The organism is Burkholderia sp. SRS-25, from assembly GCF_004343765.1.
GTDB classification, from domain to species: domain Bacteria; phylum Pseudomonadota; class Gammaproteobacteria; order Burkholderiales; family Burkholderiaceae; genus Burkholderia; species Burkholderia contaminans.
In genome coordinates, this window is sequence record NZ_PTXM01000015.1 from 18,580 (window position 1) to 38,006 (window position 19,427).

19 protein-coding genes are annotated in these 19,427 nt (G+C 68.7%); 12 read left to right on the top strand and 7 right to left on the bottom strand.

Features of this window, described 5'->3' with window-relative positions; translation table 11 throughout:
• Nucleotides 1–62: 62 nt before the first annotated feature.
• The 3 genes from C5O79_RS20795 to C5O79_RS20805 all read left to right on the top strand — a co-directional run bounded on the left by C5O79_RS20795 (nucleotide 63) and on the right by C5O79_RS20805 (nucleotide 3,270).
• Entirely contained in the window at nucleotides 63–920 is an 858-nt protein-coding gene (locus C5O79_RS20795; protein ID WP_046549344.1) for a helix-turn-helix transcriptional regulator, read from the top strand.
• Nucleotides 921–1,126: 206 nt separating this feature from the next.
• Nucleotides 1,127–2,356: a cyanate transporter gene (locus C5O79_RS20800; protein ID WP_124493577.1), complete on the top strand. Its 1,230-nt coding sequence runs from the start codon at nucleotides 1,127–1,129 to the stop codon at nucleotides 2,354–2,356.
• Between the two features lie 143 nt (nucleotides 2,357–2,499).
• On the top strand, nucleotides 2,500–3,270 hold the full coding sequence (locus tag C5O79_RS20805) for an ABC transporter substrate-binding protein (protein WP_131931629.1): 771 nt from the start codon (nucleotides 2,500–2,502) through the stop codon (nucleotides 3,268–3,270).
• 78 nt (nucleotides 3,271–3,348) lie between these two features.
• On the opposite strand, the gene C5O79_RS20810 is transcribed toward C5O79_RS20805, so the two are convergent.
• Entirely contained in the window at nucleotides 3,349–3,732 is a 384-nt protein-coding gene (locus tag C5O79_RS20810) for a hypothetical protein (protein WP_039364182.1), read from the bottom strand.
• Between the two features lie 203 nt (nucleotides 3,733–3,935).
• Here C5O79_RS20810 and C5O79_RS20815 point away from each other — a divergent pair, with 203 nt between their 5' ends.
• A complete protein-coding gene (locus tag C5O79_RS20815; RefSeq protein ID WP_046549341.1) occupies nucleotides 3,936–4,457 on the top strand; it encodes a GNAT family N-acetyltransferase in 522 nt (173 codons plus the stop codon).
• 145 nt (nucleotides 4,458–4,602) lie between these two features.
• On the opposite strand, the gene C5O79_RS20820 is transcribed toward C5O79_RS20815, so the two are convergent.
• The 6 genes from C5O79_RS20820 to C5O79_RS20845 all read right to left on the bottom strand — a co-directional run bounded on the left by C5O79_RS20820 (nucleotide 4,603) and on the right by C5O79_RS20845 (nucleotide 10,727).
• Nucleotides 4,603–5,067, bottom strand: a complete 465-nt coding sequence (locus C5O79_RS20820; protein ID WP_131931631.1) for an Ivy family C-type lysozyme inhibitor — start codon at nucleotides 5,065–5,067, stop codon at nucleotides 4,603–4,605.
• A gap of 84 nt (nucleotides 5,068–5,151) precedes the next feature.
• Nucleotides 5,152–6,624 (bottom strand): amidohydrolase family protein, encoded by a 1,473-nt coding sequence (locus C5O79_RS20825; RefSeq protein WP_131931633.1) that lies wholly within the window; start codon nucleotides 6,622–6,624, stop codon nucleotides 5,152–5,154.
• Nucleotides 6,625–6,680: 56 nt separating this feature from the next.
• Nucleotides 6,681–8,159, bottom strand: coding sequence for a sodium:solute symporter (locus tag C5O79_RS20830; protein WP_071333071.1), 1,479 nt, complete (start codon nucleotides 8,157–8,159; stop codon nucleotides 6,681–6,683).
• Complete coding sequence (locus tag C5O79_RS20835; protein WP_124493573.1) at nucleotides 8,156–8,377, bottom strand: DUF3311 domain-containing protein; 222 nt, start codon at nucleotides 8,375–8,377, stop codon at nucleotides 8,156–8,158. Before C5O79_RS20835 ends, C5O79_RS20830 begins: the two co-directional genes overlap by 4 nt.
• Before the next feature lie 39 nt (nucleotides 8,378–8,416).
• Nucleotides 8,417–9,505 carry a porin gene (locus C5O79_RS20840; RefSeq protein ID WP_165935645.1) on the bottom strand — a complete coding sequence of 363 codons (1,089 nt, stop codon included), beginning with the start codon at nucleotides 9,503–9,505 and terminating at the stop codon, nucleotides 8,417–8,419.
• Between the two features lie 334 nt (nucleotides 9,506–9,839).
• Nucleotides 9,840–10,727 carry an IclR family transcriptional regulator gene (locus C5O79_RS20845; protein ID WP_047851761.1) on the bottom strand — a complete coding sequence of 296 codons (888 nt, stop codon included), beginning with the start codon at nucleotides 10,725–10,727 and terminating at the stop codon, nucleotides 9,840–9,842.
• Nucleotides 10,728–11,021: 294 nt separating this feature from the next.
• On the opposite strand from C5O79_RS20845, the gene C5O79_RS20855 reads away from it, so the two are divergent.
• The 8 genes from C5O79_RS20855 (at nucleotide 11,022) to C5O79_RS20890 (ending at nucleotide 19,341) form a co-directional block, all read left to right on the top strand.
• Nucleotides 11,022–12,104 carry an ABC transporter ATP-binding protein gene (locus tag C5O79_RS20855; protein WP_046549335.1) on the top strand — a complete coding sequence of 361 codons (1,083 nt, stop codon included), beginning with the start codon at nucleotides 11,022–11,024 and terminating at the stop codon, nucleotides 12,102–12,104.
• Nucleotides 12,105–13,082, top strand: a complete 978-nt coding sequence (locus C5O79_RS20860) for an ABC transporter permease (protein ID WP_046549334.1) — start codon at nucleotides 12,105–12,107, stop codon at nucleotides 13,080–13,082.
• The gene (locus tag C5O79_RS20865) at nucleotides 13,079–13,873 is read left to right on the top strand and encodes an ABC transporter permease (protein ID WP_122475002.1); all 795 of its coding nucleotides are present in this window, start codon (nucleotides 13,079–13,081) and stop codon (nucleotides 13,871–13,873) included. Before C5O79_RS20860 ends, C5O79_RS20865 begins: the two co-directional genes overlap by 4 nt.
• Before the next feature lie 2 nt (nucleotides 13,874–13,875).
• Nucleotides 13,876–14,220, top strand: coding sequence for a (2Fe-2S)-binding protein (locus C5O79_RS20870; RefSeq protein ID WP_122475000.1), 345 nt, complete (start codon nucleotides 13,876–13,878; stop codon nucleotides 14,218–14,220).
• Nucleotides 14,217–15,650: an NAD(P)/FAD-dependent oxidoreductase gene (locus tag C5O79_RS20875; protein ID WP_122474998.1), complete on the top strand. Its 1,434-nt coding sequence runs from the start codon at nucleotides 14,217–14,219 to the stop codon at nucleotides 15,648–15,650. Before C5O79_RS20870 ends, C5O79_RS20875 begins: the two co-directional genes overlap by 4 nt.
• The gene (locus tag C5O79_RS20880; protein WP_122474996.1) at nucleotides 15,643–16,794 is read left to right on the top strand and encodes an FAD-binding oxidoreductase; all 1,152 of its coding nucleotides are present in this window, start codon (nucleotides 15,643–15,645) and stop codon (nucleotides 16,792–16,794) included. Before C5O79_RS20875 ends, C5O79_RS20880 begins: the two co-directional genes overlap by 8 nt.
• Complete coding sequence (locus C5O79_RS20885) at nucleotides 16,791–17,837, top strand: ABC transporter substrate-binding protein (protein ID WP_046549329.1); 1,047 nt, start codon at nucleotides 16,791–16,793, stop codon at nucleotides 17,835–17,837. Before C5O79_RS20880 ends, C5O79_RS20885 begins: the two co-directional genes overlap by 4 nt.
• Nucleotides 17,838–18,003: 166 nt before the next feature.
• Nucleotides 18,004–19,341 (top strand): MFS transporter, encoded by a 1,338-nt coding sequence (locus C5O79_RS20890; protein ID WP_046549328.1) that lies wholly within the window; start codon nucleotides 18,004–18,006, stop codon nucleotides 19,339–19,341.
• Nucleotides 19,342–19,427: the final 86 nt, after the last annotated feature.

Genomic DNA, 19,427 nt, shown 5'->3' on the forward strand with positions numbered 1-19,427 from the left:
ATCTGTCGATCGCCGCGCACGGTGAAGTCGTGACGGTTTACCGGTAAACGAACTAACAGGCTATGGCTGACGCCCCTGACAACCTGCTCGGCGCATACCTTCGGGCCCGCCGCGAAAAACTCGACCCGGCCGCGCTCGGCCTGCCGGCCACGCGCCGCCGCACGCCGGGCCTGCGGCGCGAGGAAGTCGCCCAGCGTGCGCACGTGAGCACCGCGTGGTACACGTGGCTCGAGCAGGGGCGCGGCGGTGCGCCGTCGGCCGACGTGCTCGACCGGCTCGCCCGCGCGCTGCTGCTGAACGACGCCGAGCGCGAGCACCTGTTCCTGATCGGCGTCGGCCACCTGCCGGAAGTGCGCTATCACGCAGCAGACCATGTGTCGCCGCGCGTGCAGCACGTGCTCGATTCGCTCGACGCGAGCCCCGCGATCGTGCGCTCGGCGACGTGGGACGTCGTCGCGTGGAACGACGCGGCGGCCGCGACGCTGACCGACTACACGACGCTGCCGCCGGAGCGGCGCAACATCCTGCGGCTCATCTTCGTCGATCCGCACGTGCGCCGCGTGCAGGCGAACTGGGAACGCGTCGCGCGGTTCGCGGTGGGCGCGTTTCGCGCCGACGTCGCGCGCGGCGGTGCGACGCAGGCCGTTCAGGCATTCGTCGACGAGATGCGCGCGGCGAGCGCGGAGTTCGACGCGCTGTGGCGCGACCACGATGTCCGCTCGCACGAAGAAGGAACCAAGGAGATCCACCATCCTGCCGTCGGGCGCATCGCGCTCGAATACTCGGCGTTCGCAGTGAGCGGCCGGCCCGACCAGACGCTCGTGATCTTTACGCCGGAAACGGCGGCCGATCGCGCGCTCGTCCGGACGCTGGTGGCCGCGCGCGCGCAAGCGCTCGCCGAGCAGATGCCCGTCGCGTGACGGTGCGTGTTTCATCTGACGACGGCCCCGTCACGCCGTATCGCCCGCCACCGCCGGCGGCCCCCATCCGTCCCCGTCGCCCCGCTCCGCCCCATCGCATTCCGCACTGATTCCCAGTCGAATATTTAATTTTCACCTGGCGCAGCGCGCGCTTACCCTTTCGGCATCGCATCTCAGGGCCACCGGCCCCTCCCTGGAGCATCCCGATGTCCGACCCCGGCACCGCGCAAGCCGTCCACCGCCCGCATGCGGCTTCCGTGTCCTATGGCGCGCTCGCGCTGCTGGTGCTGGCCGGCCTCAACCTGCGCCCGTTCCTGACCGCGTTCGGCCCCGTGCTCGACGTCGTGCGCGCCGACACGGGCCTCGGGTTTCGCGCGGCCGCGCTGCTGACCACGCTGCCGTTCTTGCTGATGGGTGTGGTCGCCGGGGTCGGTGTCGGGCTCGCGCGACGCTTGGGCGAGCAGCGCGCGCTGACCGTCGCGCTGGCGCTGATCGCGGCGGGCTGCACCGCGCGCCTGTGGACCGGCGGCAGCACCGGCCTGATCGGCACCGCGATCGTCGCGGGCGCAGGCGTCGCCGTGATCCAGGCGCTCGTACCCGGCCTCGCGAAACGCTGGTTCGTCGACCGGCTGCCGCTCGCGATGGGCCTCTATTCGGCCGCGCTGGTCGGCGGCGGCGCGTTCGGCGCGGTCGCGAGCCCGTGGCTCGCCGCGCATGGCGGCTGGCATCTCGCGCTCGCCGTGTGGGCCGTACCGGCGCTCGTCACGCTCGCGCTGTGGCGGGCGAAGGCGCCGCGCGACGCCGTGCGGGCGACGGCCGTATCGGTTCCGCTCACCGCGTTCGCCCGCATTCCGCGCGCGTGGCAGCTCGCGCTGTTCTTCGGGCTCAGCAACAGCGGCTACGCCAGCCTCGTCGCGTGGTTGCCCGCGTTCTACCACAGCATCGGCATGAGTCCGCAAGCGAGCGGCAACCTGCTCGCGTGGATGGCACTGTTCCAGGCGATCGGCGCGCTCGCGATGCCGATGCTCGCAAAACGCTCGCCCGACCGCCGCGCCGTGCTGTGGCTCACGCTCGCGCTGCAGGCGGCCGGCTTCATCGGGTTCGCGACGCTGCCCGCGGTCGCGCCGTGGCTCTGGGTCGCGAGCGTCGGCCTCGGTCTCGGCGGCTTCTTCTCGATGAGCCTGATCGTCACGCTCGACCACCTGCCCGATGCCCGGCTCGCCGGCGCGCTCGCCGCGTTCGTGCAGGGCATCGGCTTCCTGACCGTCGCGGCGAGCCCCTGGCTGATCGGCTGGCTGCGCGACGCGGGCGGCGGCTTCGCGATCGCGTGGTGGATCCATCTCGGCGTGATCGTCGCGATGGCCGCACTGAACGCCGCGTTCGCGCCCGCCGGCTACCGGCACGGCATGGCGCGCATCATCGGCGCCGCCCGCTAAAGCCCCCTTCGAATCCGGACGTTTCGCCGGCCGCTTCCGGCGCGACGTCCCGCCGCCCGCGCATGGCCGGGCGCGGGCAGTCACGCCCGACGGCCGCTGGTTCGCTTCAAAACAAACACGATCAATCGGTATTGGAGACAGACATGAACAAACTCGTCCTGGCCGTCGCGCTCGCGCTGACGGCCGGCGCCGCCGCGGCGAAAGACCCGGCGGTGCTGCGCCTCGGCGTCGACCCCAGCTATGCGCCGTTCGAATCGCTCGCGCCCGACGGCAAGCTCGTCGGCTTCGACATCGATCTCGGCAACGCGATCTGCGAACGGATGAAGGTGCGCTGCGTGTGGGTCGAGAACGCGTTCGACGGGATGATCCCCGCGCTGAAGGCGCGCAAGTTCGACGGCGTGCTGTCGTCGATGAGCGTGACCGAGAAGCGCCTCGCGCAGATCGCGTTCACGGACAAGATCAACAACGTGCCGCCCCGGCTCGTCGCGCGGCGCGGCTCGAACCTGCAGCCGACGCCCGAGTCGCTGCAGGGCAAAAGCGTCGGCGTCGAGCAAGGTTCGACGCAGGAAACCTATGCGCGCACGTACTGGGAGCCGAAGGGCGTGATCGTCCGCACGTACCAGACGCAGGATCTCGTCTACCAGGACCTGCTGTCGGGGCGGCTCGATGCGTCGCTGCAATCGTCGGTGCAGGCCGACCTCGGTTTCCTGAAGACCGCGAAGGGCGCGAACTTCGAATTCGCGGGGCCGCCGCTGCATGACCCGAAGACGCTCGGCGTCGGTTCGGCGATCGGCGTGCGCAAGGACGACGACGCGCTGCGCACGCAGATCAACCAGGCGCTTGCGAGCCTGATCCAGGACGGGACGTACCAGCGGATCGCGAAGAAGTATTTCTCGTTCGACATCTACAACTGACGGGAACGAACGGACAACGCAAAGCGGTGTCACGCATGCATGCGCGACACCGCTTCTTCGTTGACCGAATGATTCCGACTACGCCGCTCGCTGCAGCAGGTCGGTTGCGAACGACTTCGCGTGCGCGACGGCTTCCTGCGCGTCGCCGAACACACCGAGTTCATCCCAGTGTTCTTCGGCCGCGTACGTTCCCTTCACCGCGAGCGCCCGCTGAACGCTCAACTGCGCGGCGTATTTGCCATCCTGCAACGGTCGGGCCGTTGCAACCACCTTGTGCGGCGGGCTCGCCCGCTCCGGCTGAACCAGCTCGACGGCGCCGCCGGCCACGTCGACATACATCAACTCGTTCCGGGTATTGCAGTCCGGGCAGTAGAAGCACCACCCGGAGTCCTCCTGATGGGGCCTGACCTGCCCGCGAGCCAGCACGGCGCGGCATGCAACGTTTTCGCAGATGAACGGCATGGCAGTCTCCGAAGTTGTTTGTCGGAAATCCTAGCATGTCCGTCGGCGGTCAACCACCGGCATCGGCACGATCGCCTTGCGGTCGATCAGGTTCGGGCGCACACGCCCCTGGTACGGCTCGCACGCAGGTCGAACAGGCGCTCGCAAGCCTCTCGTCAGCCGGGATAAACTGTCGGCCCGACCCACGAATCCAGCCATCCTCCATGTTGATCCGCGTTGCTACGCCCTCCGATGCCATCCCGCTCGCCGAACTGAAGCGCGACACGTTTCGCGAAACCTTTCTGCAAGACGGATTCAATATCGACTACCCGCCGCACGATCTGGCTGCGTATGAAACCCAGGCCTACTCGGTGGAAACGGTCACGGGCCAGCTCAACGATCCCCAGTGCCGCACGTGGGTCGCCGAAAGCGACGACGGCCGGCTGGTGGGGTATGCGCACGCGGGGCCGTGCAAGCTCCCGCACCCGGAGGTTGCCGACGGGTCGGGGGAGATCCATCAGATCTACCTTCGGCGCGGTACTCAAGGGACCGGCGCCGGGCGCGCGTTGTTCGACTCCGCACTGGACTATCTGGCCACGGAACGCCCCGGCCCGGTGTGGCTCGGCGTGTGGTCCGGCAACGCGAAGGCCATCGCCTTTTACGAGAAGGCCGGTTTCAGGAAGGTCGGCACGTACGATTTCAAGGTCGGCGAAGCGACTGACCTGGAGTTCATCTACCGTCGTTGAACTTCGCAGTTGCATGCCGACCGAGCCGCGCCGGCAAAAGAAAAAGGGCGCCGCGCATGATCGCGCGACGCCCCTGCTTCACTTCGGCCGGCCCGTTCGTGCAGCGATGGCGATCGATGCCTGAAAGGCCGTCAATCGACCGGCGTCACTTGTAATTGAACGCGTCCGGGTGGTTCTCGAGGCTGCCCGTCAGTGCCGCATACAGAATCGTCCGCCCGTCGATCGATTCGTTACCGCCGCCGATATTGAGCCACGTCAGCTTCTCGGCGCCCTCCTTCGGACCGGCGACGGACAGCACACCGTACATGACCTTCTTCTGCGGGTCGTACAGCACCGCGATGCGCTCCGACCCGCACCTGTGCGGCTTGCAGGCGGTCATCACGTAGACGTCGTGCCCGCCGAACACGACGGTGGTTCCCGGAGATTCGGTGCCGTTCGTCACCCATGCCGGCACCGTGTGCCCTTTCTTCATCGCGACGAACGCGTCGCTCGCCGCGCGATCGCCGGGGATCGCGCTCATCGTCCAGGTTTTCGTCGGCGTGGGGCCCGCGGCCCATGCGGCCTGGGCGAGGATCAGCGCGGCAGCGGCGAGGGGAATCCTGGCGTTCATTTATCTCTGCTCCTGTCAATGTGGCGATTCCTTAGTCGCCGCGACACCGACAAGAGTTCTGCCCGTCGTGTCAAATTATGTCAGTCAATAGCGGCTGCGCCCCCACAGCGTCTTCGGCTCGTCGAGCAAATGACGCAACCCGCTGCGCTCGATCGTGATTTCCGCGACTTCGTTCACCCGCTCGAGAACCGCCTGCTCGTCGACCGACAACACGCGCCGATCCTCCATCAGCACCCTGCCGCCGACCATCGTCATGCACACGTCGGCCGCGTTCGCGAAGCACGTCACGCGATACACCGGCATGTTCATCGGCATCATGTGCGGCCGGAACAGGTCGACGAGGATGATGTCGGCGAGCTTGCCGGCTTCGAGCGAGCCGACTTCGTGATCGACCGACAGCGCCTTCGCCGCGTCGATCGTCACCATCTCCAGCACCTTGCCGTGCGGCAGCACGTCCGGGTCGCGGAAATGCCGGCGGTGGTAATGCATGCACTGCCACATATGGCGGAACATGTCGTAGCCGCGATCGGGCGCCGCGCCGTCCGACGCGATCGCCACCGTCACGCCCGCATCGATCAGCTCGGGCACCGGGCAGCGACCGATGATCGACATGATCGCGCTCGGGTTATGAACGATCGCGGTGCCCGTCTCGACGCATGCCGCGATGTCGTCGTCGGTCAGGTCGATGCTGTGCGACATGAACGACGTCGGGCCGAGCAAGCCGAGCTCGCGATGCGCGAACGCGAGCGTGCCCGCGCGGTGGCCGTCCTGCGTGAACGTCAGCCCGCGCTCGCGCGCCAGTGCGCCGTAACGGGCGGCCTGGTCGCGGAAGTCGTGTTCGTACCGCGCGAGTTCGGGGTCGTGCTCGGGCCCGTACACGGGCAGCGTGAGCGCGATGCGGATCCGGCCATCGGCATCGCCGTGGCATTCGTCGATGATGCTTTTGGACACTGCGTACATCGTGTCGAAGTCGATGTCGCGCGTGTCGCTGCCGTCCGGCGTGTGGCGCGTATAAGCACGCGGCGCGGGCGGCCGGGACGGGCCGACCGCGACGATCGAGCGCGTGCCGGTGCGCACGACCGCATCGCAATGGCGCCGTGCATAGACCGGATCGTCGACGCGCATGATCGAGTTGCCGCCGCCGAGCAGCGACACGCCCGTCGTCACCCCGGCCTTCAGCCGCTCGAGCGCGGCAAGGTGCGATTCGGTTTCCCAGAATGCCTCGTCGGACGCACGCGTGTAGATCGTCTCGGCCGCGGCCGACCATGCATCGCCGTCCGCGCCGCCGATCGTGCGCAGCATCGCGTGGCCCGCATGCGCATGGGCATCGATCAGGCCCGGCAGCACGGCCCTGCGGCGCGCGTCGATCGTGCGTGCGGCGCGGTAGCGGGCCTGCAGTTCATCGGTGCCGCCCACGGCGACGATACGATCGCCGCTCACGGCAACCGCGCCGTGCTCGATCACGCGGCGCTGCGGGTCCATCGTGATCACGCAGCCGTTCGCGATCAGCGTGTCGATCGCTTCGCGGTTGTCCGCCCGGTTGTCTTCGGTAGTCATCGCACGGTGTCCTGTCGTCGTTCGATTGATTTCAATGCCTTCCGGCCGCCACGCCGTCACACGGATCCCGCCGGCGCCGCGATACGCGCCTTCAGCCTGCGCTGCCCCGCGCTGATCACGATGAACACCACCGCATTCACCGCGAGCGCGACGAGCCCGGGGTTGATCGACGTCAGCGTGTTCGACGCGCCCGGGAACAGCGACGCGAGCGTCACGCCATAGTAGTTCGTCATCGCGATCACGATCGCACCGGCTGCGATGCCCGCGAACGCACCTTCACGCGTACCGAACGGCCGCTTCAGGAAGCTCGACGCGAGCATCGGCACGAGCTGCGTGAGCAGGCTCGACGAGAAGATCGCGAGCGTGACGAACGTCGCGCCGCCGCGCAGCACGAAGTAGACGACCACCAGCGTGAAGATCGGCAGCGCGATCCGCGCGACGCGCGTCACCTCGCGGTCGGTCGCGTTCGGCGCGAAACCTTCGCGGTAGATGTTGCGCGCGATCGTCGTCGATGCGTTCAGCATGATCAGCGAACCCGGCACCAGCGCGGTCAGCAGGCCCGTGCCGCCGACGATGCCGACGAACCATGCGGGGAACGTCTGCTTCACGAGGCGCAGCAGCGCGAGATCGGCCTGCGCGCCTTCGAGCCCGTGCACGGTCATCACGGCCGCGAAGCCGACGAGGAACAGGAACGCGATCAGCACCTGGTACAGCGGCATCAGGATCACGTTGCGGCGCAGCGCGCGCTCGTCCTTCGCGACGTAGATCGCGGTGAAACCGTGCGGGTACAGGTAGTAGCCGAGCGACGTGAGCAGGATCGTCGAGTTGTACCAGCTCAGGTTGAAGCCATGCTCGGGCATGCGCAGCAGTTCGGGATGCGCGGCGTCGATCTTCGCGAACATCGCGCCGAGGCCGCCGTAGTAATGCATCGGCAGGTACAGGCCGAGGAAGATCGCGATCGCGAGGATCAGCACGTCCTTGAAGATCGCAATGCTCGCCGAGCCGTGGATGCCCGACACGACCATGTACACGGCCATCAGCGTCGCGGCGATCCAGATCGCGGCCGCTTGCGGAATCAGCCCGTACGACATCTCCGACACGATCACGCCGAGCCCGCGCAACTGGATCATCAGCAGCGACACCATCGCGAACACCGCGACGACCGACACCAGCACGCCGATCGCACGGCTGTCGTACTTCGCCGCAAAGTAGTCGGCGAACGACACGAGCCCGCGCGCCTTCGCGTAACGCCAGATCGCCGGCAGCATCCAGTAGCCGATCACGAACGCGAGGCAGCCGTACGACAGGATGTAGAACGCGGGCACGCCCTTGCTGTAGGTCCAGCCGCTCGCGCCGAGGAACGAGAACGTCGAGAACGCTTCGCCGGCCATCAGCAGGAACGTGAGCAGCGAGCCGAAGCCGCGCCCGCCGACCGCCCACTGCTCGAGCGTGAGCTTGCGGCCGCGGCGCGCCATCACGCCGATCGCGAGCGCGAACACGGCGAACGCCGCGATGATGAGGATCGATGCGTTCATCGCGCGTCTCCCGTGCGGCCGGCGCGGGCCGCGTCGCGCTCGGCGCGTTCATCGAGATGGAACAGGATCGCGAGGATCGCGGCGGTCGCCGCCATCCAGATCAGGTTCCACACGAGCAGGAACGGCAGGCCGAACAGCAGCGGCCGCACCTCGGCGATCGAACCGCCGGTGTACATCCCGACGAACGGCAACGCCGCCAGCAACAGTTTGAGTTTCATTTCCGTCTCCTCCGGAAGACACGCGAACGCGTCAGGACATCAGAACTTCTGGCGGATGCCGACCACCACCGCCACCTGCGACGTCGTCGACGACGGGCCGTCGGTCCCGTCGATCCACGCACGGCCGACACCCGACGACGCCTTCTGGTAGAAGCCGTTCACGTACACGTCGGTGCGCTTGGACAGCAGGTACTGCGCGCCGGCCGATACCTGGTGGTAGTGGCCGCTGTCGCTGGCGCGCGCAACCTGCGTATAGGTGTAGCCGGCCGCGGCCATCAGCGCCGGCGTGATCAGGTAGCGCAGGCTGCCTTCGTAGTTGTTGAAGCGCAGCGCGCCGCCCGTCGCCTGCCCGAAGTTCGAGCCCGTGTACAGCAGGCCGAGCGTCGCCGGCCCGATCGCGTAGCTGCCGCCCGCGCCCCAGATCTGCTGGCGGATCGCGTTGCCGAGGCTCGCACCGAACACCGATGCGGACGCCGGATAGTAGTTATCCGAAGCAACTGCGCCGCTCGTGCTGACCGCCGGATGGTTCACGCGTGCATACGCGGCGCCCGCGTTGAGCGGCCCGTTCACGTAGGTGACGCCCGCGCTCCAGCTGTTGTCGTTTGCGAAGCCGGTCGAGTTCGAGAAGCCGTACACGAGGTTCGCCTGCAGGCCCGCGATCGTCGGCGACACGTACTTCACCGCGTTGTTGGTGCGGAACGTGTTGTTGATGTCGTCGTTGTCGAACGGGTGCGTCGAGTACTGCGCGAGGAAGCTGCTCATCTGCAGCGAGCCGAGGATGTCCTGCGTCGAGTTGTACTGGCGGCCGAGCGTCACCGCGCCCCAGTTCGCGCCGCTCAGGCCGACCCACGCCGAACGCCCGAACATCCGGCCGCCCTGTCCGAGCGCGCCGTTCGCGACGTTGAAGCCGTTCTCGAGGCGGAAGTTCGCCTTCAGCCCGCCGCCGAGATCCTCGGTGCCGATCAAGCCCCAGCGGGGGCCCGATTCGTTGCCGCCCGTGAATTGCCACAATGCATGGCCCTTCGCGTTGTTCGTGTAGGTCATGCCCGCGTCGACGATCCCGTACAGCGTCACCGTCGACTGCGCGTGCGCGGCGCCGGCGAACACCATCGCGATGGCCGCGCTCATGCACGCGGCGCCCGTCTTCCCACCCTTCATTCGCACCATCTCCGTCTTCTCCTCTCCAAACCTGTTCATCGATGTGTTGTGTTTTTTTGATCCTGCCCACACGCGCCGATCGGGTTGTATAGACAGTCGCTGGATGGTATCCAGCCGCAATCACATCAAGAAATGAAATGTTCAACTGGGCGGCAGTTGAAATTCGAATGACGGGGAGATGAGCGGGGACGGTGCGCCGCTGCAAGAGAAACGAAAGCGCGCAAGTCCGCTGGACGCGGCGCGCTTTGCTCAGACGTGAATGGCTCGCGTAAGCAAGCTGACGAAACGGCGACGCGTGATGCGCCTATGCGGTTTTCCCGGATAGCCCGTGCATCGGCCGCCGCAACGCGGCGTCGAACGGGTTCGTGCGCGGCCCGATCGCATCGGCCTGGCGCCGCAGCAGTTCGACGACCATCGGCATGCGGTCGTCGCCGAGGCGCGACGCAAGCGTGCCGACGCTCAGCGCGCCGACCGGATACCCGGTGCGATCGAGAATCGGCACCGCGACGCCGGCCATCCCGTCGAGCACGCCGCTGTTCCGGCCCGCGTAGCCGAGCTGCCGCACGCGTTCGATCTCGGTGCGCAGGTACACCTCGTCGAGCACGCCATAGCCGCGAATGCGCGGCACGTTGAAGCGGATCACTTCCTCGCGCTCCGCTTCGGGCAGGAACGCGAGGATCGCGAGACTGCCCTGCCCGACGCCGAGCGCGATGCGCCCGCCGATGTCACCGGTGAACGAGCGGATCGGGAACGGCCCTTCGCACAGGTCGAGACACACCGCGTCGAAGCCGCTCTTCACGAGCAGGAAGATCGTCTCGCCGAGACTCGCGCACAGCCGCAGCAATGCGGGGCGGCACAGCGTGCGCATGCTGCTCGGGTTGCCGGCCTGCGCGGCGAGCGCGAAGAAGTCGACGCTCAACCGGTACAGCTTCGACTGCTCGTCCTGCTCGACCATCCCTTCGGCGATCAACGATTGCAGGATCCGGTGCGCGGTGCCCTGCGTGAGGCCGACGGCCTTCGCGAGATGCGTGACGCGCACGCCGTCCTGCTGCATGCCGGCCAGCGCGCGCAGGATCGCGAACGCTCGCTGCAGCATGCCGGTGCCCGGCGCACCGGCCGGATCGGCAGCGTCCTCGTCCGGGTGCGCCGCGCGTGCGGCCGGCGACGTTCCGGGCGAATGGGGTTCCTGCATGCCGGCTCTCCTCGATGATTTCATTGAACGGAATATGCGAGCCGCCATTGTCGTCCGGCCGAAAATCCGCGGGCATCCGGGTGTACACGGGATTGACGCGTGCGTTTCGCGGCTCGACCGCTCGTCATCCAGCGGAACGATTTTCACGGGATTCGACCATCCGTTCCGTTGACCGGAATTTTTTCGAAATTCATCCCGTTCAACAGAATTCGAAATTGACGCTCCGAAATATGGCTGGCTAGAGTCCGCGTCATCGGTACACCGGCCACGCGGTGTGCGAACCCGGAGCTTCCCATGTCGTTTCTCACGCTTACGGACCTGACGAAAACCTTCGGCGACCTCACCGCCGTCGCCGACGTCAACCTGTCGGTCGAACAAGGCGAATTCGTGTCGCTGCTCGGGCCGTCGGGCTGCGGCAAGACCACCACGCTGCAGATGATCGCTGGCTTCGTCGACGTCACGCGCGGGCGCATCGCGCTCGACGGGCAGGACATCACGCACCTGAAGCCGAACCGGCGCGGGCTCGGCATCGTGTTCCAGAGCTATGCGCTGTTTCCGCACATGAGCGTCGCGGAAAACGTCGGCTTCGGCCTCGACATGCGCGGCGTCGACAAGGCCGAGCGCACGGAGCGCATCCGCGCCGCGCTTGCGCTCGTGCGCCTCGATGCCCTCGCGCACCGCTTTCCGCGCGAGCTGTCGGGCGGCCAGCGGCAGCGCGTCGCGATCGCGCGCGCGGTCGTGATCGAACCGCCCGTGTTGCTGCTCGACGAACCGATGTCGAACCTCGACGCGAAGCTGCGCGAGGACATGCAGTTCGAGCTGCGCGCGATCCAGCGCAAGATCGGCACGACGACGATCATGGTCACGCACGATCAGTCGGAAGCGCTGTCGATCAGCGACCGCGTGGTCGTGATGGAAGCCGGCCGCATCACGCAGACCGACACGCCGTACCGCGCGTACGAACGCCCGGAGAACCACTTCGTGTCGCAGTTCATCGGCAAGGCGAACCTGCTGCCCGGCACGATCGTCGCGCACGACGGCGACGCGATCCGCATCGACCTCGGGCACGACCTCACCGAGACGGGCCATACCGCGCACCTGCCGCCGCGCGAGCGCGACGTGCGCATCGGCGACGCGGTGTCGGTCTGCATTCGTCCGGAAAAACTGCGGCTGTGCACCCCCGACGCCGGCCGCTTCGCCGCGACCGTCACGAGCCGCTTCTTTCTCGGCAGCCAGTGGCTGTACCGCGTCGACAGCGCGCTCGGCGAAGTGCTCGTGTGCTGCCAGAACGAAGGCGCGGAACCGCTCGCGGAAGGCGCGCCGGTCGGCATCGACTGGCACAGCGACGCGGTGCGCGTGATGCGCCGGGAGGCCTGAATGCGACCGCCCTCCCGCCCGCTGACCACCGACGGCGTGCCGGCCAGCCTCGCGCAGCCCGACGCGCCGGCGGCCACGCCGACACGCACCGCCGCCGGACGCGCACCGCGCGCGACCTGGCGCGCGCATGCGCCGCTGTGGCTGATGTGCGCCCCCGCATTCGCGCTGTTCGCCGCACTCGTGCTCGTGCCGCTCGCGATGACGCTCGTGCTGACGTTCTACCGCTTCGACCCGGCGACGGGCGCGATCGCCGCGTTCCAATTCGGCAACTACGCGGAAGTGCTCGGCTCGTCGTACTTCCACACGATCTTCCTGCGCACGTTCGGGATCGCCGCGCTGACCACCGCGATCTGCGTCGCGATCGGCACGCCGGAAGCGTACGTGCTGTCGAAAATGCGCGACCCGTGGCGCTCGCTGTTCCTGCTCGCGATCCTCGCGCCGCTGCTCGTGTCGGTCGTCGTGCGTGCGTTCGGCTGGAGCATGCTGCTGAACACGAGCGGGCTCGTGAACCAGGCGCTCGGGCTCGTCGGCCTCGGGCCGTACAAGCTCGAATACACGACCTTCGCGATCGTGATCGCGCTGGTGCACGTGATGCTGCCGTTCATGGTGATTCCCGTGTGGACCGCGCTGCAACGGCTCGATCCGCAGACCGAGCACGCGGCGCTGTCGCTCGGCGCGTCGCCGTTCACGACGCTGCGCCGCATCGTGCTGCCGCAGCTGATGCCGGGCGTGCTGTCGGGCAGCCTGATGGTGTTCGGGCTGTCGGCGAGCGCGTTCGCGATTCCCGGCCTGCTCGGCGGACGCCGGCTGAAGGTCGCGGCCACGGCCGTGTACGACGAATTCCTCGGCTCGCTGAACTGGCCGCTCGGCGCGACGATCGCGGTGCTGCTGCTGGTCGCGAACCTCGTCGTGATGCTCACCTACTACCGCGTGCTCGAACGCCGCTACGCGCGCAGCCTCGGAGGCGCATCCCGATGAGAAAGAACGGCCCCTTCGCCCTCGCGTTCCACACGCTCGTGATCGCGTTCGTGCTCGCGCCGCTCGCGATCGTCGTACTGGTCGCGTTCACCCCGGACGAAACGCTGACGCTGCCGACCCACGGGCTGTCGCTGCGCTGGTTCCGCGCGATCCTCGACTACCCCGACTTCGTCACCGCGTTCTTCAACAGCCTGAAGCTCGCCTTCGCGTCGGCGACGCTGTCGCTCGCGATCGCGCTGCCGGCGGGCCTCGCGATCGGCCGCGCGACGTTTCCGGGCCGCGCGTTCCTGAACGGGCTGCTGCTGTCGCCGCTGGTGATCCCCGGCCTCGTGCTCGGGATCGCATTGCTGCGCTTCTTCGCGCTGATCGGCGCGACCGGCTCGTTCGCGTGGCTCGTGCTCGCGCACATGATCGTCATCACACCGTTCGTGATGCGTCTCGTGCTCGCGTCCGTCGCGGGCCTCGACCGCAGCATCGAGCAGGCCGCGTGCTCGCTCGGCGCGGACCCGTGGACGACCTTCCGCCGCATCACGCTGCCGATGATCGTGCCCGGCATCACCGGCGGCTGGCTGCTCGCGTTCATCAACAGCTTCGATGAACTGACGATGTCGATCTTCGTCACGTCGCCGCAGACGGTCACGCTGCCGGTGCGCATGTACATGTACGCGACCGAGTCGATCGATCCGATGATGGCGTCGGTGTCGGCGCTCGTCATCTTCATCACCGCCGGCGCGATGCTGCTGCTCGATCGCGTGTACGGCCTGAACCGCATCCTGATCGGCCAACACTGACGATGACTTCCGTTTCCCGTTCAACCGAACCCGTCGACGACGGCGCGCAGTTCGTGCGCGTCGCCGAGCGCGAGCGTGCCGCCGTCGCGTTCACGCTCGACGGCCGCCCCGCGCAGGCGCTTGCCGGCGACACCGTGCTCACCGCGATCCTCGTCGCGCAGCGCCGCGTGCGTACCAGCGAATTCAGCGGCCTGCCGCGCGCAGGCTTCTGCCTGATCGGCGCGTGCCAGGACTGCTGGGTGCGCACCGAGGCAGGCGCACGCGTGCGCGCATGCTCAACGCCGATCGCCGACGGCATGCGGATCGTCACTGCCACGCGGCCCGTTGCCGCCGGAGACACGCGATGAACGACGCACTGCAACCGGTGATCGTCGGCGCGGGCCCGGCCGGGGTACGCGCGGCCGAGGCGCTGGTCGACGCGGGGCTGCGCCCCGTCGTGATCGACGAGAACGCGCGCTGGGGCGGGCAGATCTACCGGCAACCGTCGGCGAGCGGCGCTTTCGTGCGCAGCAAGCGAGCGCTGTACGGGTTCGAAGCCGCCAAGGCCGACGCCGTGCACCGGACCATGGAAGCGCTGCTGCCGCACGTCGACTACCGGCCGGACACGCTCGCGTGGGCATGCGGTGTGGGCCGCGTCGATACGCTGCAGGGCGGCCGCGAAGTCACCGTGCCGTATTCGCACCTGATCGTCGCAAGCGGCGCAACCGACCGCATGCTGCCGGTGCCGGGCTGGACCCTCGCAGGCGTCTATACGCTCGGCGGCGCGCAAGTCGCGCTGAAGGCGCAGGGCTGCGCGATCGGCCGGCGCATCGTGTTCGCGGGCACGGGGCCGCTGCTGTATCTCGTCGCATACCAGTATGCGAAGGCCGGCGCGCAGGTCGCGGCCGTGCTCGACACGAGCCCGCTGCGCCGCCAGGCTGCCGCCGCGCCCGCACTGCTGCGCATGCCGTCGATCTTCGCGAAGGGGCTCTATTACATCGGCTGGCTGCGCGCGCGGGGTGTCGCGATCGAAACGGGCGTCACGCTCGAGCGCGTGCTCGGCGAGCACCATGTGACGGGGCTCGCCTGGCGCGCAGCCGGCGCCGATGCACCGCCGCGCGTGCTCGACTGCGATGCGCTCGGCCTCGGCTTCGGCCTGCGTGCGGAAACGCAGCTCGCCGATCTTGCCGGTTGCCGGTTCGGCTTCGACCCGGTCAACCGGGCATGGCTGCCCGAGCGCGACGCGGCCGGCCGCACGTCGGTGCGCGGGATTTACGTCGCGGGCGACGGCGCGGGCATCGCGGGCGCCGACGCGGCCGAAGCGTCGGGCCGGCGCGCGGCGCTCGCCATGCTCGACGATGCCGGCATCGCGCCGCCGTCCCCGTCCGGCAAGCCCGATGCGGCGACGCTCGAACGCACGCTCGCGCGCATCGGCGCGTTCCGCACGGGCCTGGAAGCCGCGTTCGCGCTGCCCGTCGAGCAGGCCGCGCGCTGCGCCGACGACACGATCGTGTGCCGCTGCGAGGAGATCGATGCGGGCACGCTGCGCCGTTGCATCCGTGACGGCGCAGCGACCGAACTGAACCGCCTGAAGGCATTGACACGCGTGGGGATGGGCCGCTGCCAGGGCCGCATGTGCGGCGATGCGGCCGCGCTCGTCCTGGCCGCCGAAACCGGCCGCCCGCTTGCCGATATCGGCCGGTTGCGCGTGCAACCACCCGTGAAGCCGTTCCCGATCTCGGCCGCGCTCGCGGGCGACGACGTCGCGGCGATTCCCGACGAGGCGCGCGATGAGTGAGCACCGGCATTACGACGTCGCGATCGTCGGCGGTGGCCTCGTCGGCGCATCGGCCGCGCTGGCGCTGACACGGCGCGGCCTGCGCGTCGGGCTGTTCGAGCGGCGCGACTGCGGCGCGCAGGCGAGCGGCGTGAACTACGGTGGCGTGCGCTGCCAGGGCCGCCCGGCCGAGCAACTGCCGCTCGCGCTGCGTGCGCGGCGCATCTGGGATCGCCTGCCCGAGCTGATCGGCATCGACGGCGAATTCGTCGTGTCGGGCCACTTGCGGCTCGCGCGCAGCGACGCCGATCTCGACGCGCTCGACGCATACGCGACGCTCGCCGGCGAGCACGGCCTGCCGCTGCAGGTGATGCGCGGCGACGCGTTCCGCCGCCGCTATCCGTGGCTCGGCCGCGCGGCGCTCGGCGGTTCGCTGTGCGCGACCGACGGCCATGCGAACCCGCGCCTCGTGTCGCCCGCGTTCGCGCGCGCGGCCCTCGCGGCGGGCGCCGACGTGTTCGAGCACACGCCGGTCGACGACGTTCACCACGACGGCACGCGCTTCCACTTTCAAGCAGGCGGCCGCGCGTGCAGCGCAACATGGCTGATCAATTCGGCCGGCGCGTGGGCAAACACGATCGCCGAGCGCTTCGGCGAAGCCGTGCCGATGGAGCCGATCTACCCGAATATGTGGGTGACCGAACCGCTGCCGCCGTTCATCACGCACAACCTCGGCGTATACGGCGGCGGCGTGTACGCGCGGCAAGTCGCGCGCGGCAACTGCGTGATCGGCGGCGGGCGCGGCCGCGGCGACGGCGAGTTCGGCCAGCCGTCGGTCGATACGACACGTGCGGCGATGCGCGACGCGTGCGCACTGCTGCCCGCGCTGCGCGACGCGCTGCTGATTCGCACGTGGAGCGGCGTCGAAGGCTGCACGCCCGACCACAACCCGATCATCGGCGCGAGCCGCACGACGCCGCGCCTGCTGCATGCATTCGGTTTTTCCGGCGGCGGGTTCCTGCTCGCGCCGGGCGTCGGCGACGTACTCGCCGATCTCGTCACGACCGGCGAAACCGCCACGCCGCTCGACGCGTTCTCGATCGGTCGATTCGCCCCGCAAGCCACGCCGACCATCCCTTTCCCTCAAGAGGAGACCCACAAGTGAAACTGCTCGGAACGATTGCGGCCGCCGCCGCCCTCTGCGTCGCCGGCGCGAGCGCGCCCGCGTTCGCGCAAACGAAGACGATCTACGTCGGCATGAACGGCGGCCCGATGGAGAAGGCCTATACGAGCCAGGTACTGCCCGACTTCGAGAAGGCGAACAACGTGAAGGTCGTCATCGTGCCCGGCACGTCGTCGGACGTGCTCGCGAAGCTGCTCGCGAACCGCAACAAGCCGCAGATCCACGTCGCGTTCCTCGACGACGGCGTGATGGCGCGCGCGGTCAGCCTCGGCGTGTGCCAGAAGCTCGACGATTCGCCGGTGCTGAAGGAGCTGTACCCGTTCGCGCGGATGAAGGACGACGTCGGCGCGGGCGTGCAGCTCGGGATGACCGGCATCGCGTACAACAGGAAGCTGTTCGCGGAGAAGGGCTGGGCGCCGCCGACGTCGTGGATGGATTTCGCGGATCCGAAGTACAAGGGCAAGGTCGTGTTCCAGTCGGCATCGAGCAGCACGTTCGGGCTGCACGGCTTCCTCGCGATCAACCGGCTGCTCGGCGGCAGCGAGCAGAACGTCGAGCCCGGCTTCAGCAAGTGGGCGAGCACGGTCGGGCCGAACGTCGTCGAGTACATCCCGAACTCGGCGAAGATCTCGGAGATGGTGCAGACCGGCGAGGCCGGCCTGTTCCCGCTCACGCCGACCGGCGTCGGCGACCTGCAGGACAAGGGCATCCCGGTCGCGTACGCGAACCCGAAGGAAGGCCCCGTGCTGCTGCTCGTCGACCTGTGCGTGGTCGCGAACAATCCCGATCCGCAACTGGCGCAAAAGCTCGCGCAGTTCCTGCTGTCCGCACCCGCGCAGACGAAAGCCGCCGAGGCCGGCAAGCAGATCCCGACCAACCGCGTCGCGAAGATGCCCGCCGCGATGCAGCAAAGCCTCGGCAACGTCGACGACCTGGTGCGCAAGGTGACGGTCGTCGACTGGACGGCGATCAATGCGCGCCGCGCGCAGTGGGATACGCGCTGGAACCGGCAGATCGAGCGGTAACGGCATGCCGGGCGCGCGGGCACGGCCGCGCGCCGCATGACCATCATCAGCGGGAGTGATGACCCTCCCCTTTTTCTGCGGATTTGACCGGGGGCGCGGTGCCGACAACACTAGCCCGCAGTGCTGCACAGACGGCACGCGCCTGCCTCCCCCTTCAGAGTCCGCCATGTATCCGACCGACACCGTGCAATCCCCGAGCGCCGCCCGGCCGCTCGCCGACCGGCAGCTGCGCCGGATCGTCATCGCCTCCGTCGCCGGCAACGCGATGGAGTGGTACGACTTCTTCGTGTACGGCACGGCCGCCGCACTGGTATTCGGCCACGTGTTCTTTCCGCCCGGCGCATCGCCGCTCGCCGGCAGCCTCGCCGCGTTCGCGGCCTTCGCGCTAGGCTTCGTCGCACGGCCGCTCGGCGGGATCGTATTCGGCCACGTCGGCGATCGCTACGGGCGCAAGGCGTCGCTCGTCTGGACGCTGCTGATCATGGGCGCATCGACCTTCGCGATCGGCCTGCTGCCGACCTATGCGCAGGTCGGCTTGTGGGCACCGGCCGCGCTCGTCGTGCTGCGGCTGCTGCAAGGCATCGCGTCGGGCGGCGAATGGGGCGGCGGCGTGCTGATGATCAGCGAGAACGCACCGCCGGAACAGCGCGGCTACTACGCCGCGTGGAGCCAGCTCGGCGTGGGCGGCGGCTTCGTGCTGTCGTCAGCCGCGTTTCTCGCCGCGCAGGCGCTGCCGGCCGATGCGTTCCGCACCTGGGGCTGGCGGCTGCCGTTCCTCGCGAGCATCGTGATCTTCGCGATCGGCATCTACATCCGCCGCCATCTGCCGGAAAGCCGTGACTTCGAGCAGGCCGGCAAGCGCGGCGCGCATACCCACCTGCCGATCGTCGAGTGCATCCGCCGCCATCCGAAGGAAATCCTGCTCGCGATGGGGCTGCGCGTGGCCGAGAACGGCGGCGCGTACATCTTCCTTGCGTTCTCGCTCGTCTACGGCAAATACGTCGGCATCCCGAACGGCGTGATGCTGACCGGCGTGATGATCGCGATGATCGTCGAGATGGGCGCGATGCTCGCGTGGGGCCGGCTGTCCGACCGGATCGGCCGCAAACCCGTGTACCTGATCGGCGCGCTGAGCCTCGTCGCGTGCGCGTTCCCGTTCTTCTGGCTGCTCGACACCCGCGCGACGCCGCTCGTGTGGCTCGCGCTCACGGTCGGCACCGCCGTGAGCCACGGCGCGATGATCGGCACGCTGCCCGCGCTCGTCGGCGAACTGTTCAGCACCGAGGTGCGTTATTCGGGCGTCGCGCTCGGGCATGAAGTCGCATCGATCTTCGCGGGCGGGATGTCGCCGCTGATCGCGACCGCGCTGCTCGCGCGATATCAGGCGTCGTGGCCGGTATCGCTGTTCCTTGTCGCGCTCGGCCTCGTGACCGTCGCGACGCTGTGCGTGATGCGCGAGACGCACGTCGCGCCCGACGCCGGCACGCGCGGCGATACGGCGTGAGCGTGCTGCACGCGTCGGCCGCATCCGTGCCGTCGCCGTTTCCGGTGAGTGAGCCGCTCACCCGCTCACGGTGCCACGTGCGCGCT